Raw genomic sequence first — 19483 nt, 5'->3', positions numbered from 1 at the left:
GCATGCTTCCATCTGACAATAGAGGCAGTGGCATGTTGCCTTGGCAACATAAAATGGACTATATATAAATTGCGAAGCAAGATTCGTGCAAAATATTGAAGGCCCGCTTTGTGCACAGGGTGACAGTGCGGCCTCATGACGCTATATCTGTCCTATGAGTGCAAAACACGATGAAATGTGTGAAGGAGCCGGGCCTGCCGCGCCGAAAACCCCCGTGGGGGGGCTTTACGCTTCCCTGAAGGGCGCACGGGGCGTCCTGCGCACGCCGCTTGGCCTGCTCATGGGTGGAGCCGCGCTTGTGCTGGCCCTCATGATCAGCCTGCTGGCCTATATATCCATTGAGCGCAGTGAAGCCGCCATGGGACGCTTGCTGGCCGAAAAGGGCTCATCCTTTATTATTGCTTTTGAAAGCATCTTGCGCTCCGGCATGCGTAGCGAGGCCGGGGTGCGTCTTCAGGTGCTGCTGGAAGAAATGGCGTCCAGTCCGGGCATCATTTTTATAGCGGTGACCATGCCCGATGGAACCATAGTGGCGCACAGCGACCGCTCCCGCCTGGGCGAGATACTGCGGATGGAAGGCAAGGAAATGGACGAGGCGCGCATGCGCGCGCTGAACCCCGGCATGCTGGCGCGCTGGGGCATCATGCATCTGGAGGGACGCAGGGTTTTTGCCGTGTACCGCCAGTTTTCGCCCGGAATGGCCGACGCCATGCGGGGGTATCCCACGCCCATCATATTTCTTGGACTGGATATCTCGCCCTTTGAAATTACGCGCAGCCAGAACAGGGACTATGTAGCCATGCTCTCGGCAGTGACCCTGCTTGTGGGGCTGGCCTGCCTTCTGGCCCTGTATTACGCCGAGCGCGCGCGGGAATCCCGCCAGCGGCAGCGCAAGGCCGAGGTGGAAATACGCCGCCTTGAAGGAGAGGTGCGGCGCAAGGAAAAGCTCGCGGCTGTGGGCAATCTCGCCGCCGGGGTGGCGCACGAAATCCGTAACCCTTTAAGCTCGATCAAGGGCTACGCCACCTACTTCGGACAGCGCTTTCCCGAGGGCAGCGAAGACCGCGCCGCAGCCAACGTCATGGTTAACGAGGTCGACAGACTCAACCGCGTCATCATGGATCTGATAGGCCTTTCCCGCCCGAGCGACGTGTCCCCGCGTCCTGGCAACGTCGAGGACGTTGTGCAGCATGTGGTGCGCCTTATCGGCCAGGATGCGGAAAAACGCGGGGTTGAGGTCGAGTGCAAGATCTCCCGCGAGGTGCCCAAGGCCCTGGTAGACCCCGAGCGCATGGGCCAGGCCCTGCTGAACCTCTGCATCAACGCGCTGGACGCCATGCCCGAAGGCGGGTGCCTGACCCTGGCGGCGACCCGGAACAAAAAAGGCGTATGCCTTATGGTGCGCGACTCCGGCGTGGGTATTCCGCCGCGGCAGTTGCCGCATATTTTTGACCCCTACTTCACCACCAAGGGGCAGGGAACCGGGCTGGGACTGGCCATGGTGCATAAGATCGTTGAGGCGCATAACGGCGAGATCAGCGTCGTTTCCAGGCAGGCGAAGGCTGGCGGGCAGGGCGAAACCCTGTTCCGCATCTGGCTGCCGGAGGCGCTCAATGAATCGCAGCTTTTTGTGGAGCGCAGAAAAAGAAAGCGCGTCTAACGGCCATGTTCGCCAGGGTGATGACAATCCCGATCCGGCGGCATTCGCAACAGACCAGCCGCGCCAACCGCTGTGTTGCGCGGACTGACAGTCAGCGCCGCGCACGCAGCAGACCAGGAGGAATGTGCAGAGTGAGCAACAGTATTCTTGTGGTTGATGACGACCAGGCGCACCGCGGCATGCTGCGGACCATGCTCCGCTCGTGGGGCTATGACGTGGAAGAGGCCTCGGACGGGGACGAAGCCGTGGCCATGGTGCGCGAAAAAAGTTTTTCCGTTGTGCTGACAGACGTGCGCATGGCCCGGATGAACGGCATAAACGCGCTCCGAGGTATTCTCGAATATAATCCCGCCCTGCCCGTGGTGCTCATGACGGCGTATTCTTCCGTAGAAACCGCTGTGGAGGCTCTGCGCCTCGGGGCCTATGACTATCTGGTCAAACCTCTGGATTTTGACAACCTGAAGCACACCCTGCACCAGGCCATCGAGCATTCGCGCTTGAGCGTTGAAAACCGCGAACTGCGCCGCCAATTGAGCCACACCGCGTCCGCGACGGGCATTATTGGCCGCAGCAAGGCCATTGCCCGCATGCAGGAGATCATGAGCACAGTGGCCCCCACCGAGGCTACGGTGCTGATTTCCGGCGAGTCGGGCACAGGCAAGGAGCTGGTAGCCCGCGCCTTGCACGCCTTAAGTTCCCGTGCCGACAAGCCCTTTATCACGGTTAACTGCGCCGCCCTGGCGGAGAACCTGCTGGAATCGGAGCTGTTCGGGCATGAAAAAGGCTCCTTCACCGGGGCTGAGCGTCGGCGCGAAGGCCGTTTTGCCCAGGCCCACGGCGGCACGCTTTTTCTGGATGAAGTGGGCGAAATGCCCCTGTCCATTCAGGCCAAACTGCTGCGCGCCCTGCAACAGGGCGAGGTGCAGCGCGTTGGCTCCGACACGCAACTTACGGTGGACGTGCGCGTCCTGGCCGCGACCAACCGTGATTTACGGCAGGAAGTGGCGCAAAAGCGTTTTCGTGAAGACCTGTTTTTCCGGCTCAACGTCATCAGTGTGGATGTGCCGCCTCTGCGTGAACGGGCGGAGGACATCCCCTTGCTGGCGGCCCACTTTCTTGAAGAATTCGCCAGCCGCAACAGAAAGTCCGTGCGGGGCTTTTCTGCGCAGGCGCTGGACACCATGCTGCGGTATTCGTGGCCGGGCAATGTGCGCGAACTGGAAAACGCGGTGGAGCGCGCCGTCATTCTCTGCCATGGCGACCTCATTACCGGGCGCGAGTTGCCCTCTATGCTGTCCTGCGAAACCCGGATAGAGGAACGCCCGGCGGAGCCGGACGCCTCCCTGGCGGGCCTGCCCCTGGATGAAGTGGAGCGCAGGGCCATTGAGGAAACACTGCGCCAGGCCGGAGACAACAAGAGCGAAGCCGCGCGGCGTCTTGGCATCACCCGTGCCACCCTGCACAACAAGCTGCGCAAGTATGGCCTGGAATAGCATTTTTGCAGCGGGCCGGTTTTTGCGCCCATCATCGAATCGGAACAGTTATGAGTGATACAGACAGCAAAGCAGAAGCCGGGGAGTTCAGTGCTGCCCGGTTGGAACGTCTCGTCGATTTTTTTAATGAGGTTGGCATGCTGCGGCACACGCCGCGCACCGGCTATGCCTTTCTTGGCTCTGGCAAGGAAAATGTGGCGGAGCATTCCTACCGGGTCAGCGTCATAGGCTATGTGCTGGCGCGCATGAGCGGCCTTGACCCTGCAAGGGTCACCTTTCTTTGCCTGTTTCATGACCTGCACGAGGCGCGCACAGGCGACTTCAACTATGTGAATCACCGCTATGACCAGTGCCAGGCGCGCCGCGCCCTGGAAGACTGCGTGGACGGCACCGGCCTTGAAGCCGACGTGCTGCCCCTGTGGGACGAACTGGACGCGGGCGCAAGCCCGGAATCGGTTTTGGCCCACGACGCGGATCAACTGGACCTTATCTGCAACCTCAAGGCAGAGCTCGACAAGGGCAATGCCTTTGCCGCGCAATGGCTCGAGAGCGCGGTCAAGCGGCTGCGCAGCCCCGAAGCTCAGGAACTGGCGGAGGTTGTGTTGCGCACAGACTATAATCGTTGGTGGTATGGCCGCGTGGAAAAGGACTGGTGGGTGCGCCGCGACCAGAAATGATAGTGATAGCTGTTGTTGCGACTGCTGAAATTTCTTTACAAAATATTTCAGATTAGGCTAGCCTTGGCCGCCCAGAATTGTAGGGTGCTCCATTGTGGAGCCTTGCGCCGGACCAAAAAGGGGGAGGCATGCATTTTCTGGATGATGAGAGGGGACGGTACGGGGGCGATGTCTGGCCAGCTGAACTGGCGATGGAAAACTTCGCGCCCGAACTGGACCTGAAAACCTCTGAAAGCTGCCAGATTCGCCGTCTGCTGAGCCGTATGGAGCAGTATGACCGCACCACATGGCTCATGCAGTATGAATCATTTCTGCAAAGGGCTTTGTGTGTGGTGCGCTCTGACCGTACGTCAAAGAGCTTTGGCATTCTGCATGCCGATATGCAGGGTTTTCAGGTGCTTAACCGTATTTACGGTGAGCGGGCTGGCAACAGCATGCTGCGCGCCTTTGCCGCCTTTTTGCGGCGGCGCGAAGAGTATGTGTGCGGCAGCCGCATTTTTGCCGACAGGTTCGTCATACTCTTCACCATCCCCAATGGCTACAGTCTGCAGGCCATCACCGACAAGCTCGTGGCCGAAGGCGAGCAGTTTCTTGCGGAAAAACGCAGGCTGCATCCACGCAGCCATCTGGCCTTTGTGGGCGGCGTCTGCCCGGTCGAGGGCAGGCCAGAAAGCCTGCATTCCCTTGTAAGCCGCGCAGATCAGGCACGGCGTTCCCTCAAGCCCACACTGCGCTCACGCGGCGGCGTGTTCACCGAGGCTATGGAGATCTGCCGCCTGCAGCGGCAAAGCCTTTACGAAGACGTGACCAAGGCGCTGGAGCACGGCGGCGTGTTCTTTCTGCTGCAACCGCAGGTGGACATCACCACCGGAGCCGTTGTGGGGGCGGAGGCCCTGGCCAGGATGCGCACGCCGGACGGCAAGCTGATCATGCCCGGAAATTTTGTGCCGCTTCTGGAAGAGTCGGGCGACATCACGAGTCTTGATTTCACCGTATATGGTCAAGTCTGCCGCTATCAGCAGGCACGTCAGCGTGCCGGCAAGGCATTGCTGCCCATATCCGTGAATATTTCACGCGAACACTTCAGAAACCCGGCCTTTGTGGACGAGCTTCATGCGCTGGTGCAGTCCTACGGGCTTGAGCCCCGCTGGCTTGGCCTTGAAATCACAGAGAGCGTGTTTGTAAAGAATCTTGCAGAAATCAGCGAAAGCGTGCGCCAGCTCAAGCAGTATGGCTATTCCATATGGCTTGACGATTTCGGCGCGGGCTATTCCAGCCTGAACGTGCTCAAGGACGTGCCCTTTGACGTCATTAAGATCGACAGGGGCTTGCTGGGGACGGAAGACATCGCGCCCACGAACAAGAGCATCATCAACAGCATTGTGCGCCTTTCTGAAGATCTGGATATGGGGATTCTGTGCGAAGGCGTTGAAAAAGCTTCGCAGCGCGAGTTTTTGTCCCGGTTGGGCGATATTCAGGCGCAGGGATTTCTCTATGCCCGCCCCATGAGCCCTGAAAACTTCACAAACCTGCTTGAAGGCGACAAAAAGCTCCTTCCGGTGAGCGAAGAAATCCCCAACGCATAGCGCAGGCCTTTGACGGATACTGGCGCGATCTAGTGCGCGCTGCTCTTGCGCCCATACATCCTGCCTGCTTGCCTTATTGTCCTGTCTGTTTGTTCTGGCTTGCCGCTCTGGCTGTCTGCTTTTCGACCAGCACGCTTTCGCCGGGCAGCCGCAGTGCCAATACCAGCCCCATCCTAAATTACGGCGCATACGGCGCATTTCCGCAGCAGGACGTGTCCACGCCGCGCCTGCTCTGGGACTGCGGCAGCCTTGCCCTCGTAAAGGCGTGCGCGTGGCTTGGTCGCACCGTTCCGAGTTATCCTGGCCCGCCCTGCTCCGTGCTGTTCCGCGCTGTAAAGGGCGTGCCGAAATTTTACCAGTAGCCCGGCGTCTGCCCCAACTGGCGCAGCGCGCCAACATTACCCGCGTTATCCGCGCTATCCACGCTATCCGACCCGCCCGAATGCGGCCGCTTGAAAGCTGCCGCCAACAGCAGCATACTTCAGGCGTCTTGTCTGCCCATAAAAAAATCTTCGGGCGCGTCCTTTTGCGCCCACGGGCGGCAGCCATTAATGGAGGATTTATGATCCGCAGTATTCGACTTGGTCTTGCCTTTTGTCTGTCAATGGCCTCTCTGGCCGTGCTTCCCCCGGCTTCCGTCAGCGCCGCTGCGGCGGATGCGTCCGCCCGTCGCATGAAACTGCCCGCGCCGGATAAAACCGGCGGCATGCCGCTTATGCAGGCTCTGGCCCAACGGCATTCAACCAAAAGCGGATTCGACGGCGCGCCGCTTCCGGCGCAGCAGTTGAGCGACCTGCTCTGGGCTGCCTGGGGCGTCAACCGCGCGGACGGACGTCGCACCGCGCCTTCGGCCATGAATCGGCAGGAAGTGCAGGTTTTTGTGGCGCTGGACAATGGCGTATGGCGTTATGAACCCGGACACAGCCTGACCATGGCGCAGGAGGGCGACTGGCGCTCCAAACTTGGCGGCGGTTCGCTGGTCTTGCTGTATGCGGCCCCCACGGCAGGCAAATGGTCGGGCATGCATGTGGGGTCGCTGTATCAGAATGTGGGGCTGTTCTGCGCATCGGCGGGGCTGGGCAACTATGTGCACGCCTCGAATTCTTCGGCGCTGGACGGCAAGCTGCCGCTGCCAGAGGGCTGGAGCGTGCTTATAGCCCAGAGCGTGGGTTCCATCAGGTAGCTCGTTCAACTGGCCAGCGTGCCTTGGGAGTATTCACCCAGAGGTAAGATGTTCCAAGTCTGCTTCGTAAAAATACGCCTTCCCGTCCTTGAGCAGGATCAGGCGGGTAGCCAAGGCATGCGCCATAAAAAAGAGGCAGCCGGAAATTCCGGCTGCCTCGCGATATTTTTGTGGGGTCGCATGGGCTCAGTTCATAACCACAGTGCCCAGCGGCGCGTCGTCCAGCAGATAGCGACGCAGGCTTGACGGGGAACGGCCATCAAGGATAAGCGCGCGCTGGCAGCCCGCGTCAAGAGCGTGCAGGCAGGATTCGACCTTGGGAATCATGCCGCCGGTAATGACGCCTTCGGCCCGGAGTTTTTCTATCTCTGCGCGGGTAAGGGCGGTAATGAGCCTGCCCTCGGCGTCCAGCACGCCCGGCACGTCGGAGATAAGCACAAAGTAGTCTGCCGCCAATGCTCCGGCCAGCGCGCCTGCCGCCGTATCGGCGTTAATGTTCAGGGCCTGGCCGTCGGGGCCGTTGGCCACCGGAGCCACCACGGGCACAAAGCCCCCTTCAAGCAGGCAACTGATCAGGGCCGGGTCCACGGCCTCCACCTCGCCCACAAGACCCAGGGCGGGATTTTTTACAACAGCGCGCAGCAAATTGCCGTCCCTGCCGGATATGCCCGCAGCCCGCGCGCCCTGGGCCGCAAAAGAAGCCACCACGGCCTTGTTCACCTGGCCGCACAAAACCATTTCAACGGCTTCCATTGTGGCTTGGTCAGTGACTCGCAAGCCGTTTTCAAAGCGGCTTTCAATATTCAGGCGCGCCAGCAGCGCAGATATTTGCGGCCCGCCGCCGTGCACCACCACAAAGCCCATGTCCTGGGCCGAAAGTTGGGCCAGGTCAGTGGCAAAGGCCGTGCAAAGCTCGGGTTTATCCATGGCGTGCCCGCCATACTTGATAACGACGGTGGCGTTGTTCATGCGTCTTCCTCATTTACGGGCGGTCAGCCGCGCTGCATGGGCGCGGCAAATCCCCAGTGACGTGGTATTCGATATATCCTTGTAGTTGTCTAAACTAGCACCCTGTCATGCTGCGTGCAAGCCGGCAACATGTCGGATGTGCGACAAAAGCTGTATGATTCGGGTAGTAGTCGCCCAGAAATGCCATGTGGGCACAGGCACGGGGGATGGCGCAAAACGGCATTGTATTGCCGGGCCAAAAGCGCTAGCCTGCACAACAAGTTTATGGAGGCACAATGGTGTTAGAGGCGCAACAGGGTTTTGGAGAAGGACTCGCCTGGGGGCAGGAGGCCCTGGCGGCGGCCAGCGTTGGCCTATGGGTTCTTGAGTATGATATGGGCAGCGGCCATTCGCGGCTGCTCACCAACGCTATCACCCGTCGCCTGATGGGCGTGCCCGATAACATCACCCCCGAAGAGTGCGCAACATTCTGGCGCAGCCGCGTGGACAGGCGCGATATAGACTCCATATGGAAGAAGCTTGAAAATTTCAAAAACCACGGCGAAATGCGCGAGATGCGCTACTGCTACAACCACCCGGAGTGGGGCCCCATACATGTGCGCTGCGGGGGCAGGCGTGTTTCGGGCGACGGCGAGCAGGTTTTGCGCGTTGCCGGCTTTCATCAGGACATAAGCGAGCTGCATGCGGCCCATCAGGCCCTGCGTGAGAGCCTGTCGCGGCTTTCTCTGGCCTGTCGTCTGGGCTGGCTGGGCGTGTTTGAACTGGGCCGCCGCAAGGACAGGCTGGAATTTACCTGCAACGAGGTTTTTTACGAACAGTTCGGTCTGCGGGAAGGGGCCAACGCCGAAGAACGGCTTGAGGCCGTGGAAAAGTGCATCCTGCCGGAAGACCGGCGGCGCTGGCGGAGCCTTTGCCGTTCCGAAGGCTGGACTGTGGGCTTTCAGGAACATGTGGAGCTGCGCGTCAATCACCCCTGGCGCGGCCTTTGCTGGTTCGCCGTGGCCTGCGAAGTGGTGGGCACGCCGGAAGAACCGCGCATCGCGGGCTATGTGAGCGACGTTACAAAGCACCGCCAGCACGAGCGTATGCTGCGCGAAGCCAAGGAAAGCGCGGAGGCCGCCAATGCGGCCAAAAGCATCTTTCTGGCCAACATGAGCCATGAAATCCGCACGCCCATGAACGGCATCATGGGCATGGCCCACCTTGTGCTCAATACGGACCTCAATCCGCAACAGCGGGACTATGTGGAAAAAATTCATTCCACATGTGAATCGCTGTTGGACATCATCAATGATCTTCTGGATTTTTCAAAGATTGAGGCCAACCATATGGAGCTGGAAAATCTTCCTTTCCAGCCCGAGCGGGAGCTTGAGGCCGTGCTGGCCCTGCTGCGCCCGCGAATGCAGCACAAAAACTGCACGATCGAAAGCCGCATAGACCCGCGCATACCGCCAACCCTGGTGGGCGACGCCCTGCGCCTGCGCCAGATACTGCTGAACCTTGGCGGCAACGCCATCAAATTTTCAGAACGGGGCACGGTGCGCATAGACTTGCAGTTGGTGCGCCGCAAACAGCATGACATCACTCTGGCCTGTCTTGTGAGCGATGAAGGCATAGGCATGAGCAGGGATGAACAGGCGCGTATTTTTACGCCCTTTTCCCAGGCGGACTCATCCATAACCCGCCGCTTCGGCGGCACGGGGCTGGGCCTTGCCGTTTGCCGCCGTCTGGCCGTGCTCATGGGCGGGCGCATAACCGTGCAGAGCGAGCCCGGCAAGGGCAGTGTTTTCAGGGTGGAATTGCCCTTTGCCGTGGGCCAGGAGGATATGTTCGCCCCGGCCACTATGGAGGCCGATACTGCCCTGGAGTATGCCTGTCTGCGCGGTCTGCGGGTGCTCATGGCAGAAGACGGGGACATAAACCGTGAGATTATGGAAGTGCTGCTGAGCGGCATGGGCGTGGAGTGCATGGCCGTGGGCAACGGTCAGGAAGCGCTCGATGTCTGGCGCAAGCAGGCGGACGATATTGATCTTATACTTATGGACGTGCAGATGCCCATTATGGACGGCTACACGGCCACGCGCGAGATCAGGGCCAGCGGTCTGCCCGGCGCTGTGGACGTGCCCATTATTGCCATGACGGCCTATGCCATGCGCGGGGATGCGGAACGCAGCCTTCAGGCGGGTATGAACGCCCACCTGACCAAGCCCATTGACGTGCGGGAACTGACCCTGACCCTCAAGCGTCTTGCCCGAACCTGTGATGAGCGGCGCGAAGCCGCATATGACACGGACAGCCAGGGCCTTTGAACACTCTGCCGAAGTTCGGTCAAGGTTTTTCGGGGGCGCTTGCCTTCAGAACCCGCTTTGGCCCGGGAGCGGTTTTGCAGCACCATAGCGGCGTTGGCGCAGATCGCCTTGGGAATGCGTATTTTCAAAGTTTACAGGACGCTCGCTTTGGCGTTTACCAGCGCAGGTTGCCTGCGCTTACGCCTGCGCGGCGGGCGTCTGCTCACGCAGCCGCCAGAACAATTTCAAAGTGAAATTGTCCAGCGCAGATCAATGTTGGGAATATGCATTCCCAACGTTTACAGGACGCTCGCTTTGGCGTTTACCAGCGCAGGTTGCCTGCGCTTACGCCTGTGCGGCGGGCGTCTGCTCACGCAGCCGCCAGAACAATTTCAAAGTGAAATTGTCCAGCGCAGATCAATGTTGGGAATATGCATTCCCAACGTTTACAGGACGCTCGCTTTGGCGTTTACCAGCGCAGGCAACCTGCGCTTACGCCTGCGCGGCGGGCGTCTGCTCACGCAGCCGCCAGAACAATTTCAAAGTGAAATTGTTCTAACAAAGATACGAGAACAAACAGGCTGACAGCCAGTTTGTCTCACAAGCCCAGTCAAGGATAGCAACATGACGCAAGTGGTTACACGATTCGCCCCCAGCCCCACAGGGCATCTGCACATCGGCGGGGCGCGCACCGCCATTTTCTGCTGGCTTCTGGCCCGGCATTTCAAGGGCCGCTTTCATCTGCGCATAGAAGATACAGACCTTTTGCGCTCAAAGCAGGAGTATACCGATTCAATCCTGGCTTCCATGCGCTGGCTGGGCCTGGACTGGGACGGCGATCTCACCTATCAGACGCAGCGCACAGACCTGTACAACGCCTATGTGGACAAGCTGCTGGAAACCGGCCACGCCTACTGGTGCTCGTGTACCCCTGAAGAGGTGGAGGCCATGCGCGAAGAAGCCCGGCAAAAGGGCCTCAAGCCGCGCTATAACGGCTGCTGCCGCACCCGTGATCTGGGGCCGGGCGAAGGGCACTGCGTGCGCCTCAAGGCGCCGCTGGCGGGCAAGGTGGTCTTTGACGATCTCGTCAAGGGCAAGATCGCCGTGGATGTGGGCGAACTGGACGACATGGTCATCCGCCGCGCCGACGGCATGCCCACCTACAACATGGCTGTGGTGGTGGACGATCATGATATGGGCATTACCCACGTCATCCGCGGTGACGACCACGTATCCAACACGCCGCGCCAGATCCTCATCTATGAAGCCCTGGGTCTGCCCGTGCCGCGTTTCGGCCATGTGCCTATGATTCTCGGCCCTGACCGGCAAAAACTCTCCAAGCGCCACGGCGCGCGCGCCGTCATTGAATACCAGCAGGACGGCCTGCTGCCGCAGGCGCTCGTGAACTATCTGGTGCGCCTTGGCTGGTCCCACGGCAATCAGGAACTGTTCACGCCCGAAGAACTGGTGGAATATTTTGACGGCAGCAATCTCAATCCTGCGGCTGCGGCCTTTGACCCGGCAAAGCTGGAATGGTGCAACGCCCACTTCATGCGCGAAATGCCCCTGGCCGAACTGGGCGCGCTGACGGCTCCCTTTGTGGAGCAGGCTGGCCTTGGCGTGCTGACGCAGGAAAGGCTGGAGCCCCTGTGCGCCATGTTCCGTGAACGCGCCAACAATCTCAAGGCCCTGGCCGAAAGCTTCCGCCCCTTGCTGGTGCCCGCCGCTGATCTGGAATACGCGGAAAAAGACGCCGCCAAGCACCTGACGGACGGCGGCAAGGCGCACTTGCGCGCTATGGCCGCGATATTCGCGGCTTGCGAGCCCTTTACTGCTGAAAATATCGAGGCCGCCCTTAACGCCTATGTGGCGGACAACGGCCTCAAGTTCAAGGAAGTGGCACCGCCCCTGCGTACCGCCCTTATGGGCTTTATGGGCGGCTCGCACCTGAACGAGATCATGGCCTTTCTCGGCAAGGACGAAACCCTGGCACGGCTTGCAAGGGCTGCGGGGTAGGCTGGATCACGCCTCTTTCGGTGTTTTTTCGATACCAATGCAAAAGGGCCGCCCCTGAGGGCGGCCCTTTTGCATTGGCGCAAGCCGTTTCGTTAAAGCTCTCTTGCCGTATGCGGCATGGGCATATGCGCGCCATCGCCCGCCGCCCGCTTGTTGGCGCGTCCGGCCGTGCAGCTGCTACTGATACAGAGGGCTCATGGACCGCAGCAGGTTGGTGAACAGGCCGTCCAGCCCCAGAATGAACGTCTCAACATGGTCAGCCATAATGACCAGCAGCAGGCCCACAAAGAAAAAGCCCACGCCGATCTTGGCCGGAAAGCCGAATTCCATAATGTGTATCTGCGGCGAGGTGCGGGCCACGAGGCCCAGGGCCACTTCCACCATAAAAAGCGCCACCATCACCGGGGCCGCGATCTGCAGGGCCAGCACGAACATCTGCGCGGCAAGGTGCAATATCTGCCACAGGATTTTGGAGCCGATGAAGAGCCCGCCCGGCGGGATCAGCTTGAAGGATTCGGCAAAGCCCTTGATCATGTAGAGGTGGCCGTCCAGCGCCAGAAAGGTCAGCAGCGAGACCATCCAGAGAAAAAACGCCGTGATGCCCGTCTGATTGCCGGTGAGCGGATCGGCGAAGTTGATCATGGTAAAGCCCATCTGAAAGCCAAGCAACTCCCCACCGGCCTGTATGGCCATGAACAGAAAATTGACGGCCATGCCCAACACCAGCCCCATGACCGCTTCACCCAGAATCATGATCACAATGTCAAAAGGGTGGGCGGGCATCTGGTTTCCCGGCAGCGCCAGATGCGGCCATATGCCCAGCGTGAACACCAGGGTTATGGCGGCCTTGACCTGCACGGGAATATTGTTGGTGGAAAACACAGGCAGCATGAACATGACGATGCTTACCCGCATCATGGTAAGAATGAGGCTCAGCACCTCTGCCTGGTTATAATTGAACACGTCCATGTCGGGGGGATTTGCAAAATGGCTGCCAAAGAAAACAGCCTGTTGGGGCCGCCGCGCGTCAGAAGGGTGACGCGCGGCGTTTTAGCATGAAAGGGGAAGCCGGGCATGAAAGAGGCATGCGTCGGACATGAAAGAGGGCATGGGCCGGGCATGAGCCGAGCGCGTGATAACGCGCCACGTCAGGCAGAAGCCACGTTCGAACCGTGATAATCCGGGCATGAAGTGAGGCCCGCCAAGTACAAAATCCCGGCAGTACGTTTGCGGGGGTGAGTCTCCTGCGGGATGAGGCTTCCGACGGATCAGACTCTCATCGCTATCAGGCTTTGTCCTGCTCGCCGGGATTGTAGTTGCGCAGCCCGTTGAAGACCCAGATTCCCAGCAGGCACACCAGTATCGCCGCTGAAAGCAGCACTGTGCTGTGCGCGGCGGAAAAGGCCGCCTGTCCGGCCTCGGCAATGGCCCTGCCCTGTTCCCCGCCTGCCAGTTCCGCTGCCACCATAGTGTCGCTGATGGAATCCGCGACGCTGTGCGGCAGGCTTTGCCGCAACTGTTCCGGCAGGCGCAGGGCGGAACTGTAATTGGCGGCCAGCAGCACGCCAAAACCTGTAATGCCGAGCCCAGCGCCCAGGTCATACCCCAATGCCTCGATGGATCCGGCGGCCCCGCCTTTTTCCGGCGGCACGCTGCCCATGATGGCAATGGACGAGGCCGTCAGGCCGATGCTGAGTGAAAGGCCCAGCACCACCATATAGAAAACCACAAGCCAGCCCGCGTCGTGAAAGCTTGCCAGGCCAAGCCCGGCAAGGCTGGCCCCTGCGGCCAGCAGCGAGAGCGTACAGACCTTTCGCAAGCCCCCAAAGACCACCAGTTTGCCTGCCAGCGGCCCGCCCACGGCGGAGGCCGCCATGATGGGCAGCATAAAGATGCCGGCCTGCAAGGGCGTGCGCCCCAGAACAAATTGCAGTTCCTGGGCAATGGTCAGTTCCACGCCAGCCAGAGCGCCCGAAACGACAAGGGCTGTCACAAGGCCCACGCGGATGGCGGGCAGCCTAAAAAGCCCCAGATCAAGCATGGGCGTGCGCGCTGTCAGCTGACGGCGGACAAAGAGTGTCAGCAGCGTGACGCCGCAGACCAGCGCGCCGCCGCACAGCAAAAGTGACGCGCCCTGTTTGAAGAGGGCCTTTACCGCGTACACCGTGGCCATGAGGCCCGCCGCCAGCGTGAGCGCCTGGCCGATGGGCCATGCGCCGCGCGTTTTTACCTGAGGTTTGGGCAGCAACACAGCAGCCAGGGGCAGAATGCCCAGAATAATTGGCACGTTGATGAGAAAAACCGAGCCCCACCAGAAATGCTCAAGCAGAAGACCGCCCGCCAGAGGTCCCATGGCCGCAGCCACGGTGCTCACCGTGCCCCAGATGCCCAACGCCATGGCCCGTTCTTTCCAGTCCTCAAAGGTGATCCGTATGATGGCCAGCACGCTGGGCACGATCATGGCCGCACCCACGGCAAGAAGCGCTCTGGACATGATCAGGATCCTGGCCGTGGGCGAAAAGGCCGCGGCCAGCGAAGCGACCAGAAAGATAGCCAGCCCGACCAGCAACAGCGCCCGTGGCCCGATGCGGTCGCCCTGGGTGCCCATGGGCACCAGCAAACTGGCCATGATCAGGGGATAGATGTCTATGATCCAGAGAATTTCCGTGCCTGTGGCCTGCAATGAAAGCGTCAGCGAAGGCACGGCGATATGAAGAATGGTCATGTCCATTGCAATGGGCAGCCATGCGATCATGACGGCAATGAGCACCCGCCAGCGGGCGGCCCTGCTGAGGGCCTTATGGACAGGAGCGTTTGGCGGGGGCGCACGATGCGTATCAGGAGTATCCGTATTCATAAAAACTCATGGAAGGCTTTTGTGCGGCGGCAGCGCCAGGGGCGCTGCCGCCGCAGCTTCAACTTTGTTGCTGGTTGCCGCCTCCGGCCAATGGTCTGCCCAGCAATTTTACAATCAGGACAAAGAATAGCGGCGTAAAGTAGATGCCAAGCGCGGTTGCCGTAAGCATGCCCGCCATCACCACAGTGCCCAGGGCGTTCTGCGCTCCGGCCCCGGCTCCGCTGCTCAGCGCCAGAGGGATGACGCCCAGAATAAAGCACAGGGAGGTCATGATGATGGGCCGCAGCCGCAGCCGTGACGCCTCAATGGCGGCGGCTGCCAGACTTTTGCCAGCCCTGTGCTGGGCGCGGGCGAATTCCACAATCAAAATGGAATTTTTGGCGGAAAGGCCCACAATGGTCAGCACCGCGATCTGAAAGTAGACGTCATTGTTCAGCCCACGCAGCCAGGCCCCGGCAAGCGCGCCCACAATGCCGGTGGGCACGGCCAGCAGCACGGATACGGGGATGCTCCAGCTTTCATACAGGGCCGCGAGGCTGAGAAAGACCACCAGCAGGGATATGGCATAGAGCATGGGGGCCTGATCACCCGATAGCATCTCCTGATAAGATAGTCCTGTCCAGGCAAAGTCAAATCCCGGCGGCAGGTCTTTGACGCTGGCCGTCATGGCCTTCATGGCCTGACCGGAACTTTGCCCCGGCGCGGCGTCGCCCTCAATCTTCACCGCAGGCACGCCCTGATAGCGGGTGAGCTTGGGCGAGGCGTTGATGGATTCCACATCAATAAAACTGGCAAAGGGGACCATTTCTCCCACATTGTTGCGCACATGATAGCGGCGGAAGTCCTCCGCGCTGGAGCGAAAGGCCGGTTCCGCCTGCAGGTACACCTTCTTGGTGCGCCCCTTGTCCACAAAGTCATTGATGTATTCCCCGCCCCAGTATGCGCCGATGGCCCCGTTGACCACGGCCATGTCCAGGCCCTGGGCTCCGGCCTTGTCGCTGTCGATAATAAGGCGGTACTGCTCGGCGTCATCCAGGCCGCTGTACCGGGCAGAGCCGATGGCCTTCTGCCCGGCGGCCTTTTGCAGCAGGGCGTCCTTGGCGGCCATGAGGGCATGGTGCCCCCTGTTGCCCCTGTCCATCAGCTGCATGCTGAAGCCGGAAGAATTGTCCAGTTCCATAACCGCAGGAGGAGCCATGACAAAAAGTTGGGCTTCGGGAGTGTCCGCAAACCGGGCATTGGCCCTGTTCATGATGTCAAAAACCCCTTGTCCCTTGCCGCGTTCTCCCCAATCCTTGAGCAGGGCGAAAGCCATGCCCGAACCCTGGCCCGTGCCGCTGAAGCCCCAGCCCATGACAGTAAAGACGCTCTCCACGGCTTCTTTTTCGTCCTGGCGAAAATAGTCTTCCACCTGCGCCAGCACCTTGGCCGTGCGCTCAAAAGAGGCCCCCGGCGGCAACTGGATATCGAGAAAAAGTATGCCCTGATCTTCTTCCGGCAAAAACGCGCCGGGCAACTGGAACAGCAAAACAACGCATACAGCGAGGCCCGCCACAAAAAAGCCGACCCAGCGTTTGGGTTTGTCGAGCATGGGGCGCAGGCTGACGGCGTAGCGCCGCGTCAGACGGTCAAACCAGCGGTTGAAGCGGCCAAACAGGCCTTCGCCCTGGCCGATGGCGTGCCTGTGCAGCATGGTGGCGCACAGGGCGGGCGTGAGCACAATGGCCACCAGTACCGACAGCACCATGGCCGTGACGATGGTTATGGAAAACTGGCGGTAGATGACGCCTGTGGACCCGGACATGAAGGCCATGGGCACAAAAACCGCCGAAATGACCACGGCAACGCCCACAAGCGCGCCCGTGATTTCCCGCATGGACTTGAGCGCGGCTTCCCTGGGGCTGAGCATTTCGTCCCGCATGAGGCGCTCCACGTTTTCAACAACCACAATGGCGTCGTCCACCAGCAGGCCGATGGCCAGCACCATACCGAACATGGTCAGGGTGTTGATGGAATAACCCGCCAGCGACAGCACGGCGAACACGCCCAGCAAAACCACAGGCACGGTGATGGCGGGAATGAGCGTGGAGCGGAAGCTCTGCAAAAACAGAAACATGACGGCAACCACAAGAGCCACGGCCTCCAGCAGGGTACGCACCACCGAGCTTATGGATTTTTCCACAATGGGGGCTCTGTCGTCTGCGAAAGAATACTGCATGCCCTGAGGAAAAAAGCGTGAGAGGGAAGCCAGCTCGGCCTTGATGGCGTCCGTGGTCTTGATGACGTTGGCCCCGGATGCCAGCTTTACGGCCACGCCCACGGCGGGGTGGCCGTTGAAGCGCGATTGTCCCATAAAAGTTTCTTCATTGATCTCCACGCGGGCCGCCTGACCGAGCCGCAGTATGGAACCGTCAGCCTCTGTGCGCAGGCGTATGCGCTGGAATGCATCCACTGTCTGCAGGCGCGACGCGGCATTGACCGTGATGCTTGTTTCCTGCCCCGGCAGGGCGGGCGCTGCGCCTGTCTGCCCGCCAGACACCTGCGCGTTCTGCGCCTGCACGGCGGCCACAATGTCCTGCGGATTCAGGTGGTATTGCTCCATTTTTGCCGGGTCGCACCAGATGCGCATGGCATTGACGCCGCCGTAGAGCGTGGTGGAGCCGACGCCCTCCACACGGTTGAGCTGGTCGATGAGGTTGCTGGCCACATAGTCGCTGATTTCGCCCGCGCTCATTGAGGCGTCATCGACATAAAAGGCTATGGTCATAAAGGAGTTTTCCACCGCCTTGCTGACCTGCAAGCCCTGACGCTGCACGGATTCTGGCAGCATGGGCAATGCCTGCTGCAACTTGTTTTGCACCTGCACCTGGGCAATGTCGATATTGGTGCCCGCCTCAAAGGTGAAGACCATTTCCACGCTGCCGTAAGCGTCGCTGGACGAGTGCATGTAGAGCAGATTGTCGATGCCCTTCATCTGCTGTTCGATGAGCTGGGTCACGCTCTGGTCCACGGTTGCCGCCGAAGCGCCGGGGTACTGCCCGAAGATGGATATCTGCGGCGAGGCAATGTCGGGGTACTGGGCAATGGGCAGGTTGCGCAGGGCAAGACCCCCGGCCAGCATGAGCAGGATGGCCAGTACGGTGGCGAATATGGGTCGGTTGATAAAGAAGGCGGCCATCTATCGTCCATCCTGATTGTTGTGGCTGTCCTGCGTGTCGGCCCTGGGCTGCGCGCTGACTTGCGCGCTGGCCCCCGCCTGCCACAGGGTTCCGGCGGCCTTGCCGCCGGGCACGGCTTTTTGCAGCCCCTCGATGACCACAAGGTCGCCAGCTTCAAGGCCGGAGCGCACGAGCCAGCGGTTGCCGTGGGGGCGGTCAAGCTGCACATTTTTTCTCTGCACCGTAAAGACCGGGGTCGCGTCCTTGCCGGATGGCGGCGTTTCAGGGCCTTGCAGGGTCATGACAAAATGGCGTCCCTCACTGTCAGCCATGACAGCGCGTTGGGGAACAAGAAGCGCGTTTTCGATGACGCCTTCTTCGATCAGCACGCGGGCATACATGCCCGGCAAAAGCAGGCCTTCGGGATTGGGAAACAGGGCGCGCAGGCTCACATTGCCGGTGGACTGGGCCACGCTTATTTCCGCAAACAGCAGGTCGCCCGTGATCCAGTGCGGTTCGGCCCCTGCCGCATTGGCTGGATCAGGCGCATTTGGCGCGGCGTACGGCGCCGCCGCAGTAGGTATGTCCGGTGCTCCCGCCGCCTCCGCTTCTCCCGCAGCATCAGGCGTTTTTGGCGTTCCCCCCGGCGCCGCCGTATTCGTTGCATTCTGCGAATCTGTTGCACCCGCCACATCTGGCGCACCCGTTGCATTCGACGCGGCGTAGGGCGTGCCGTCTTCAAGAATAAGGCGCGCCCCGCTGGCCCCCTTTCCCCAGGCGGGGCCAAGGGACGCGGCAAGGCGGCGCAGGCGCAGCATGTTGGCGCTGGGCTGCGTGATGTCCACATACACGTGGTCGATCTGCTGTATGACCGCCAGGGGGCTTGTCTGGTTGGCGGTTACAAGCGCGCCCCGCGTGACGGCGGATCTGCCGATTTTTCCGGCCACAGGAGCCTTGATGCGCGTGTAGTCAAGATTGATCTCCGCCGTTTCAAGCGCGGCGCGCGCCCTGGCCACGCGCGCCCTGGCCCGGCCCAGTTCGGCCTGCACGTCGTCCAGTTCCTGCTGGCTCACGGCATTGGCCCTGGCCAGCACCCTGACGCGGGCTTCGCGTTTTTGCTGGGCCGCCGCATGCACCTGGGCTTCCTCCAGCTCGGCTTTGGCGGTGTTTCTGGCTGCCTCATAGACGGCAGGGTCTATCTGGTAAAGCGTCTGTCCCTTGTCTACAACCGCGCCTTCTTCAAACAGACGTTGCTGAATGATGCCATCCACCTGCGGGCGCACTTCGGCCGTGACCAGGGCCGCCACACGACCGGGCAGTTCGCTGGTCAGTACAAGACGTTCGGGGGTCACGGGCAGATAGCGCGCCTGTGGCGTGTCGCTTGCGGGGGGCTCCTGATCGCTGCAACCGGCCTGCGCCAGACAGAGGCAGAGCAGGGCGGCGAGGGCGGTGAAAAGTCGGGAATTACGGGGATTCGTGGTTTTTGGGGGCATGGTCATCGTTTCCTCTTGAGGCAGGAGCTGCGCTATTTATTGGCTATTTGTCTTGCTTTTCACGGTAGCGTCAGTCAGCATAAGGTATGGAGTAACTCCAGAG

14 protein-coding genes are annotated in these 19483 nt (G+C 60.7%); 9 read left to right on the top strand and 5 right to left on the bottom strand.

Translation table 11 applies throughout. The features are described from left to right. Positions 1-154: 154 nt before the first annotated feature. From zraS to BCS36_RS01225, 6 genes are all read left to right on the top strand, one after another. On the top strand, positions 155-1660 hold the full coding sequence (gene zraS / locus BCS36_RS01250; protein ID WP_291301119.1) for a two-component system sensor histidine kinase ZraS: 1506 nt from the start codon (positions 155-157) through the stop codon (positions 1658-1660). Positions 1661-1791: 131 nt separating this feature from the next. Continuing rightward, on the top strand, positions 1792-3153 hold the full coding sequence (locus BCS36_RS01245; RefSeq protein WP_291301118.1) for a sigma-54 dependent transcriptional regulator: 1362 nt from the start codon (positions 1792-1794) through the stop codon (positions 3151-3153). A 50-nt stretch (positions 3154-3203) separates the two neighbouring features. Continuing rightward, complete coding sequence (locus BCS36_RS01240) at positions 3204-3830, top strand: HD domain-containing protein (RefSeq protein WP_291301117.1); 627 nt, start codon at positions 3204-3206, stop codon at positions 3828-3830. Between the two features lie 128 nt (positions 3831-3958). Continuing rightward, on the top strand, positions 3959-5416 hold the full coding sequence (locus BCS36_RS01235; protein ID WP_291301116.1) for a GGDEF domain-containing phosphodiesterase: 1458 nt from the start codon (positions 3959-3961) through the stop codon (positions 5414-5416). A gap of 89 nt (positions 5417-5505) precedes the next feature. Then, the gene (locus tag BCS36_RS01230; protein WP_291301115.1) at positions 5506-5778 is read left to right on the top strand and encodes a hypothetical protein; all 273 of its coding nucleotides are present in this window, start codon (positions 5506-5508) and stop codon (positions 5776-5778) included. A 200-nt stretch (positions 5779-5978) separates the two neighbouring features. Continuing rightward, complete coding sequence (locus tag BCS36_RS01225; RefSeq protein WP_291301114.1) at positions 5979-6599, top strand: nitroreductase family protein; 621 nt, start codon at positions 5979-5981, stop codon at positions 6597-6599. A 186-nt stretch (positions 6600-6785) separates the two neighbouring features. Here BCS36_RS01225 and argB read toward each other — a convergent pair whose 3' ends face one another. Beyond that, entirely contained in the window at positions 6786-7568 is a 783-nt protein-coding gene (gene argB, locus BCS36_RS01220) for an acetylglutamate kinase (RefSeq protein WP_291301113.1), read from the bottom strand. A gap of 275 nt (positions 7569-7843) precedes the next feature. On the opposite strand from argB, the gene BCS36_RS01215 reads away from it, so the two are divergent. Genes BCS36_RS01215 through gltX form a run of 3 tightly spaced genes read left to right on the top strand, consistent with a single transcriptional unit; the run spans position 7844 to position 11872 of the window. Next, positions 7844-9877 (top strand): ATP-binding protein, encoded by a 2034-nt coding sequence (locus BCS36_RS01215; protein WP_291301112.1) that lies wholly within the window; start codon positions 7844-7846, stop codon positions 9875-9877. Positions 9878-9916: 39 nt separating this feature from the next. After that, the gene (locus tag BCS36_RS01210; RefSeq protein WP_291301111.1) at positions 9917-10441 is read left to right on the top strand and encodes a hypothetical protein; all 525 of its coding nucleotides are present in this window, start codon (positions 9917-9919) and stop codon (positions 10439-10441) included. Between the two features lie 39 nt (positions 10442-10480). Then, positions 10481-11872 (top strand): glutamate--tRNA ligase, encoded by a 1392-nt coding sequence (gene gltX, locus BCS36_RS01205; protein WP_291301110.1) that lies wholly within the window; start codon positions 10481-10483, stop codon positions 11870-11872. Positions 11873-12049: 177 nt separating this feature from the next. Here gltX and fliR read toward each other — a convergent pair whose 3' ends face one another. From fliR to BCS36_RS01185, 4 genes are all read right to left on the bottom strand, one after another. Next, entirely contained in the window at positions 12050-12841 is a 792-nt protein-coding gene (gene fliR / locus BCS36_RS01200) for a flagellar biosynthetic protein FliR (RefSeq protein ID WP_291301109.1), read from the bottom strand. Between the two features lie 316 nt (positions 12842-13157). Then, positions 13158-14729, bottom strand: a complete 1572-nt coding sequence (locus BCS36_RS01195) for an MFS transporter (RefSeq protein ID WP_291301108.1) — start codon at positions 14727-14729, stop codon at positions 13158-13160. A gap of 58 nt (positions 14730-14787) precedes the next feature. Continuing rightward, positions 14788-17907 carry an efflux RND transporter permease subunit gene (locus BCS36_RS01190; protein ID WP_291301107.1) on the bottom strand — a complete coding sequence of 1040 codons (3120 nt, stop codon included), beginning with the start codon at positions 17905-17907 and terminating at the stop codon, positions 14788-14790. After that, positions 17908-19386 (bottom strand): efflux RND transporter periplasmic adaptor subunit, encoded by a 1479-nt coding sequence (locus tag BCS36_RS01185; RefSeq protein WP_291301106.1) that lies wholly within the window; start codon positions 19384-19386, stop codon positions 17908-17910. Positions 19387-19483 lie beyond the last annotated feature (97 nt).

This window comes from Desulfovibrio sp. MES5 (assembly GCF_002237645.1).
Lineage (GTDB): Bacteria > Desulfobacterota > Desulfovibrionia > Desulfovibrionales > Desulfovibrionaceae > Desulfovibrio.
The sequence above is the reverse complement of the archived record's forward strand: the minus strand, read 5'-3'. Positions and strand labels throughout refer to the sequence as shown.

What these genes read in the sequence shown, in the direction of transcription:
- BCS36_RS01225 (WP_291301114.1), top strand. Translation starts at nt 5,979, where the DNA reads ATGATCCGCAGTATTCGACTTGGTCTTGCCTTTTGTCTGTCAATGGCC.
- BCS36_RS01195 (WP_291301108.1), bottom strand. Translation starts at nt 14,729, where the DNA reads ATGAATACGGATACTCCTGATACGCATCGTGCGCCCCCGCCAAACGCT.
- BCS36_RS01215 (WP_291301112.1), top strand. Translation starts at nt 7,844, where the DNA reads ATGGTGTTAGAGGCGCAACAGGGTTTTGGAGAAGGACTCGCCTGGGGG.
- fliR (WP_291301109.1), bottom strand. Translation starts at nt 12,841, where the DNA reads ATGGACGTGTTCAATTATAACCAGGCAGAGGTGCTGAGCCTCATTCTT.
- BCS36_RS01185 (WP_291301106.1), bottom strand. Translation starts at nt 19,386, where the DNA reads ATGACCATGCCCCCAAAAACCACGAATCCCCGTAATTCCCGACTTTTC.
- BCS36_RS01240 (WP_291301117.1), top strand. Translation starts at nt 3,204, where the DNA reads ATGAGTGATACAGACAGCAAAGCAGAAGCCGGGGAGTTCAGTGCTGCC.
- zraS (WP_291301119.1), top strand. Translation starts at nt 155, where the DNA reads ATGAGTGCAAAACACGATGAAATGTGTGAAGGAGCCGGGCCTGCCGCG.
- gltX (WP_291301110.1), top strand. Translation starts at nt 10,481, where the DNA reads ATGACGCAAGTGGTTACACGATTCGCCCCCAGCCCCACAGGGCATCTG.
- argB (WP_291301113.1), bottom strand. Translation starts at nt 7,568, where the DNA reads ATGAACAACGCCACCGTCGTTATCAAGTATGGCGGGCACGCCATGGAT.
- BCS36_RS01235 (WP_291301116.1), top strand. Translation starts at nt 3,959, where the DNA reads ATGCATTTTCTGGATGATGAGAGGGGACGGTACGGGGGCGATGTCTGG.
- BCS36_RS01190 (WP_291301107.1), bottom strand. Translation starts at nt 17,907, where the DNA reads ATGGCCGCCTTCTTTATCAACCGACCCATATTCGCCACCGTACTGGCC.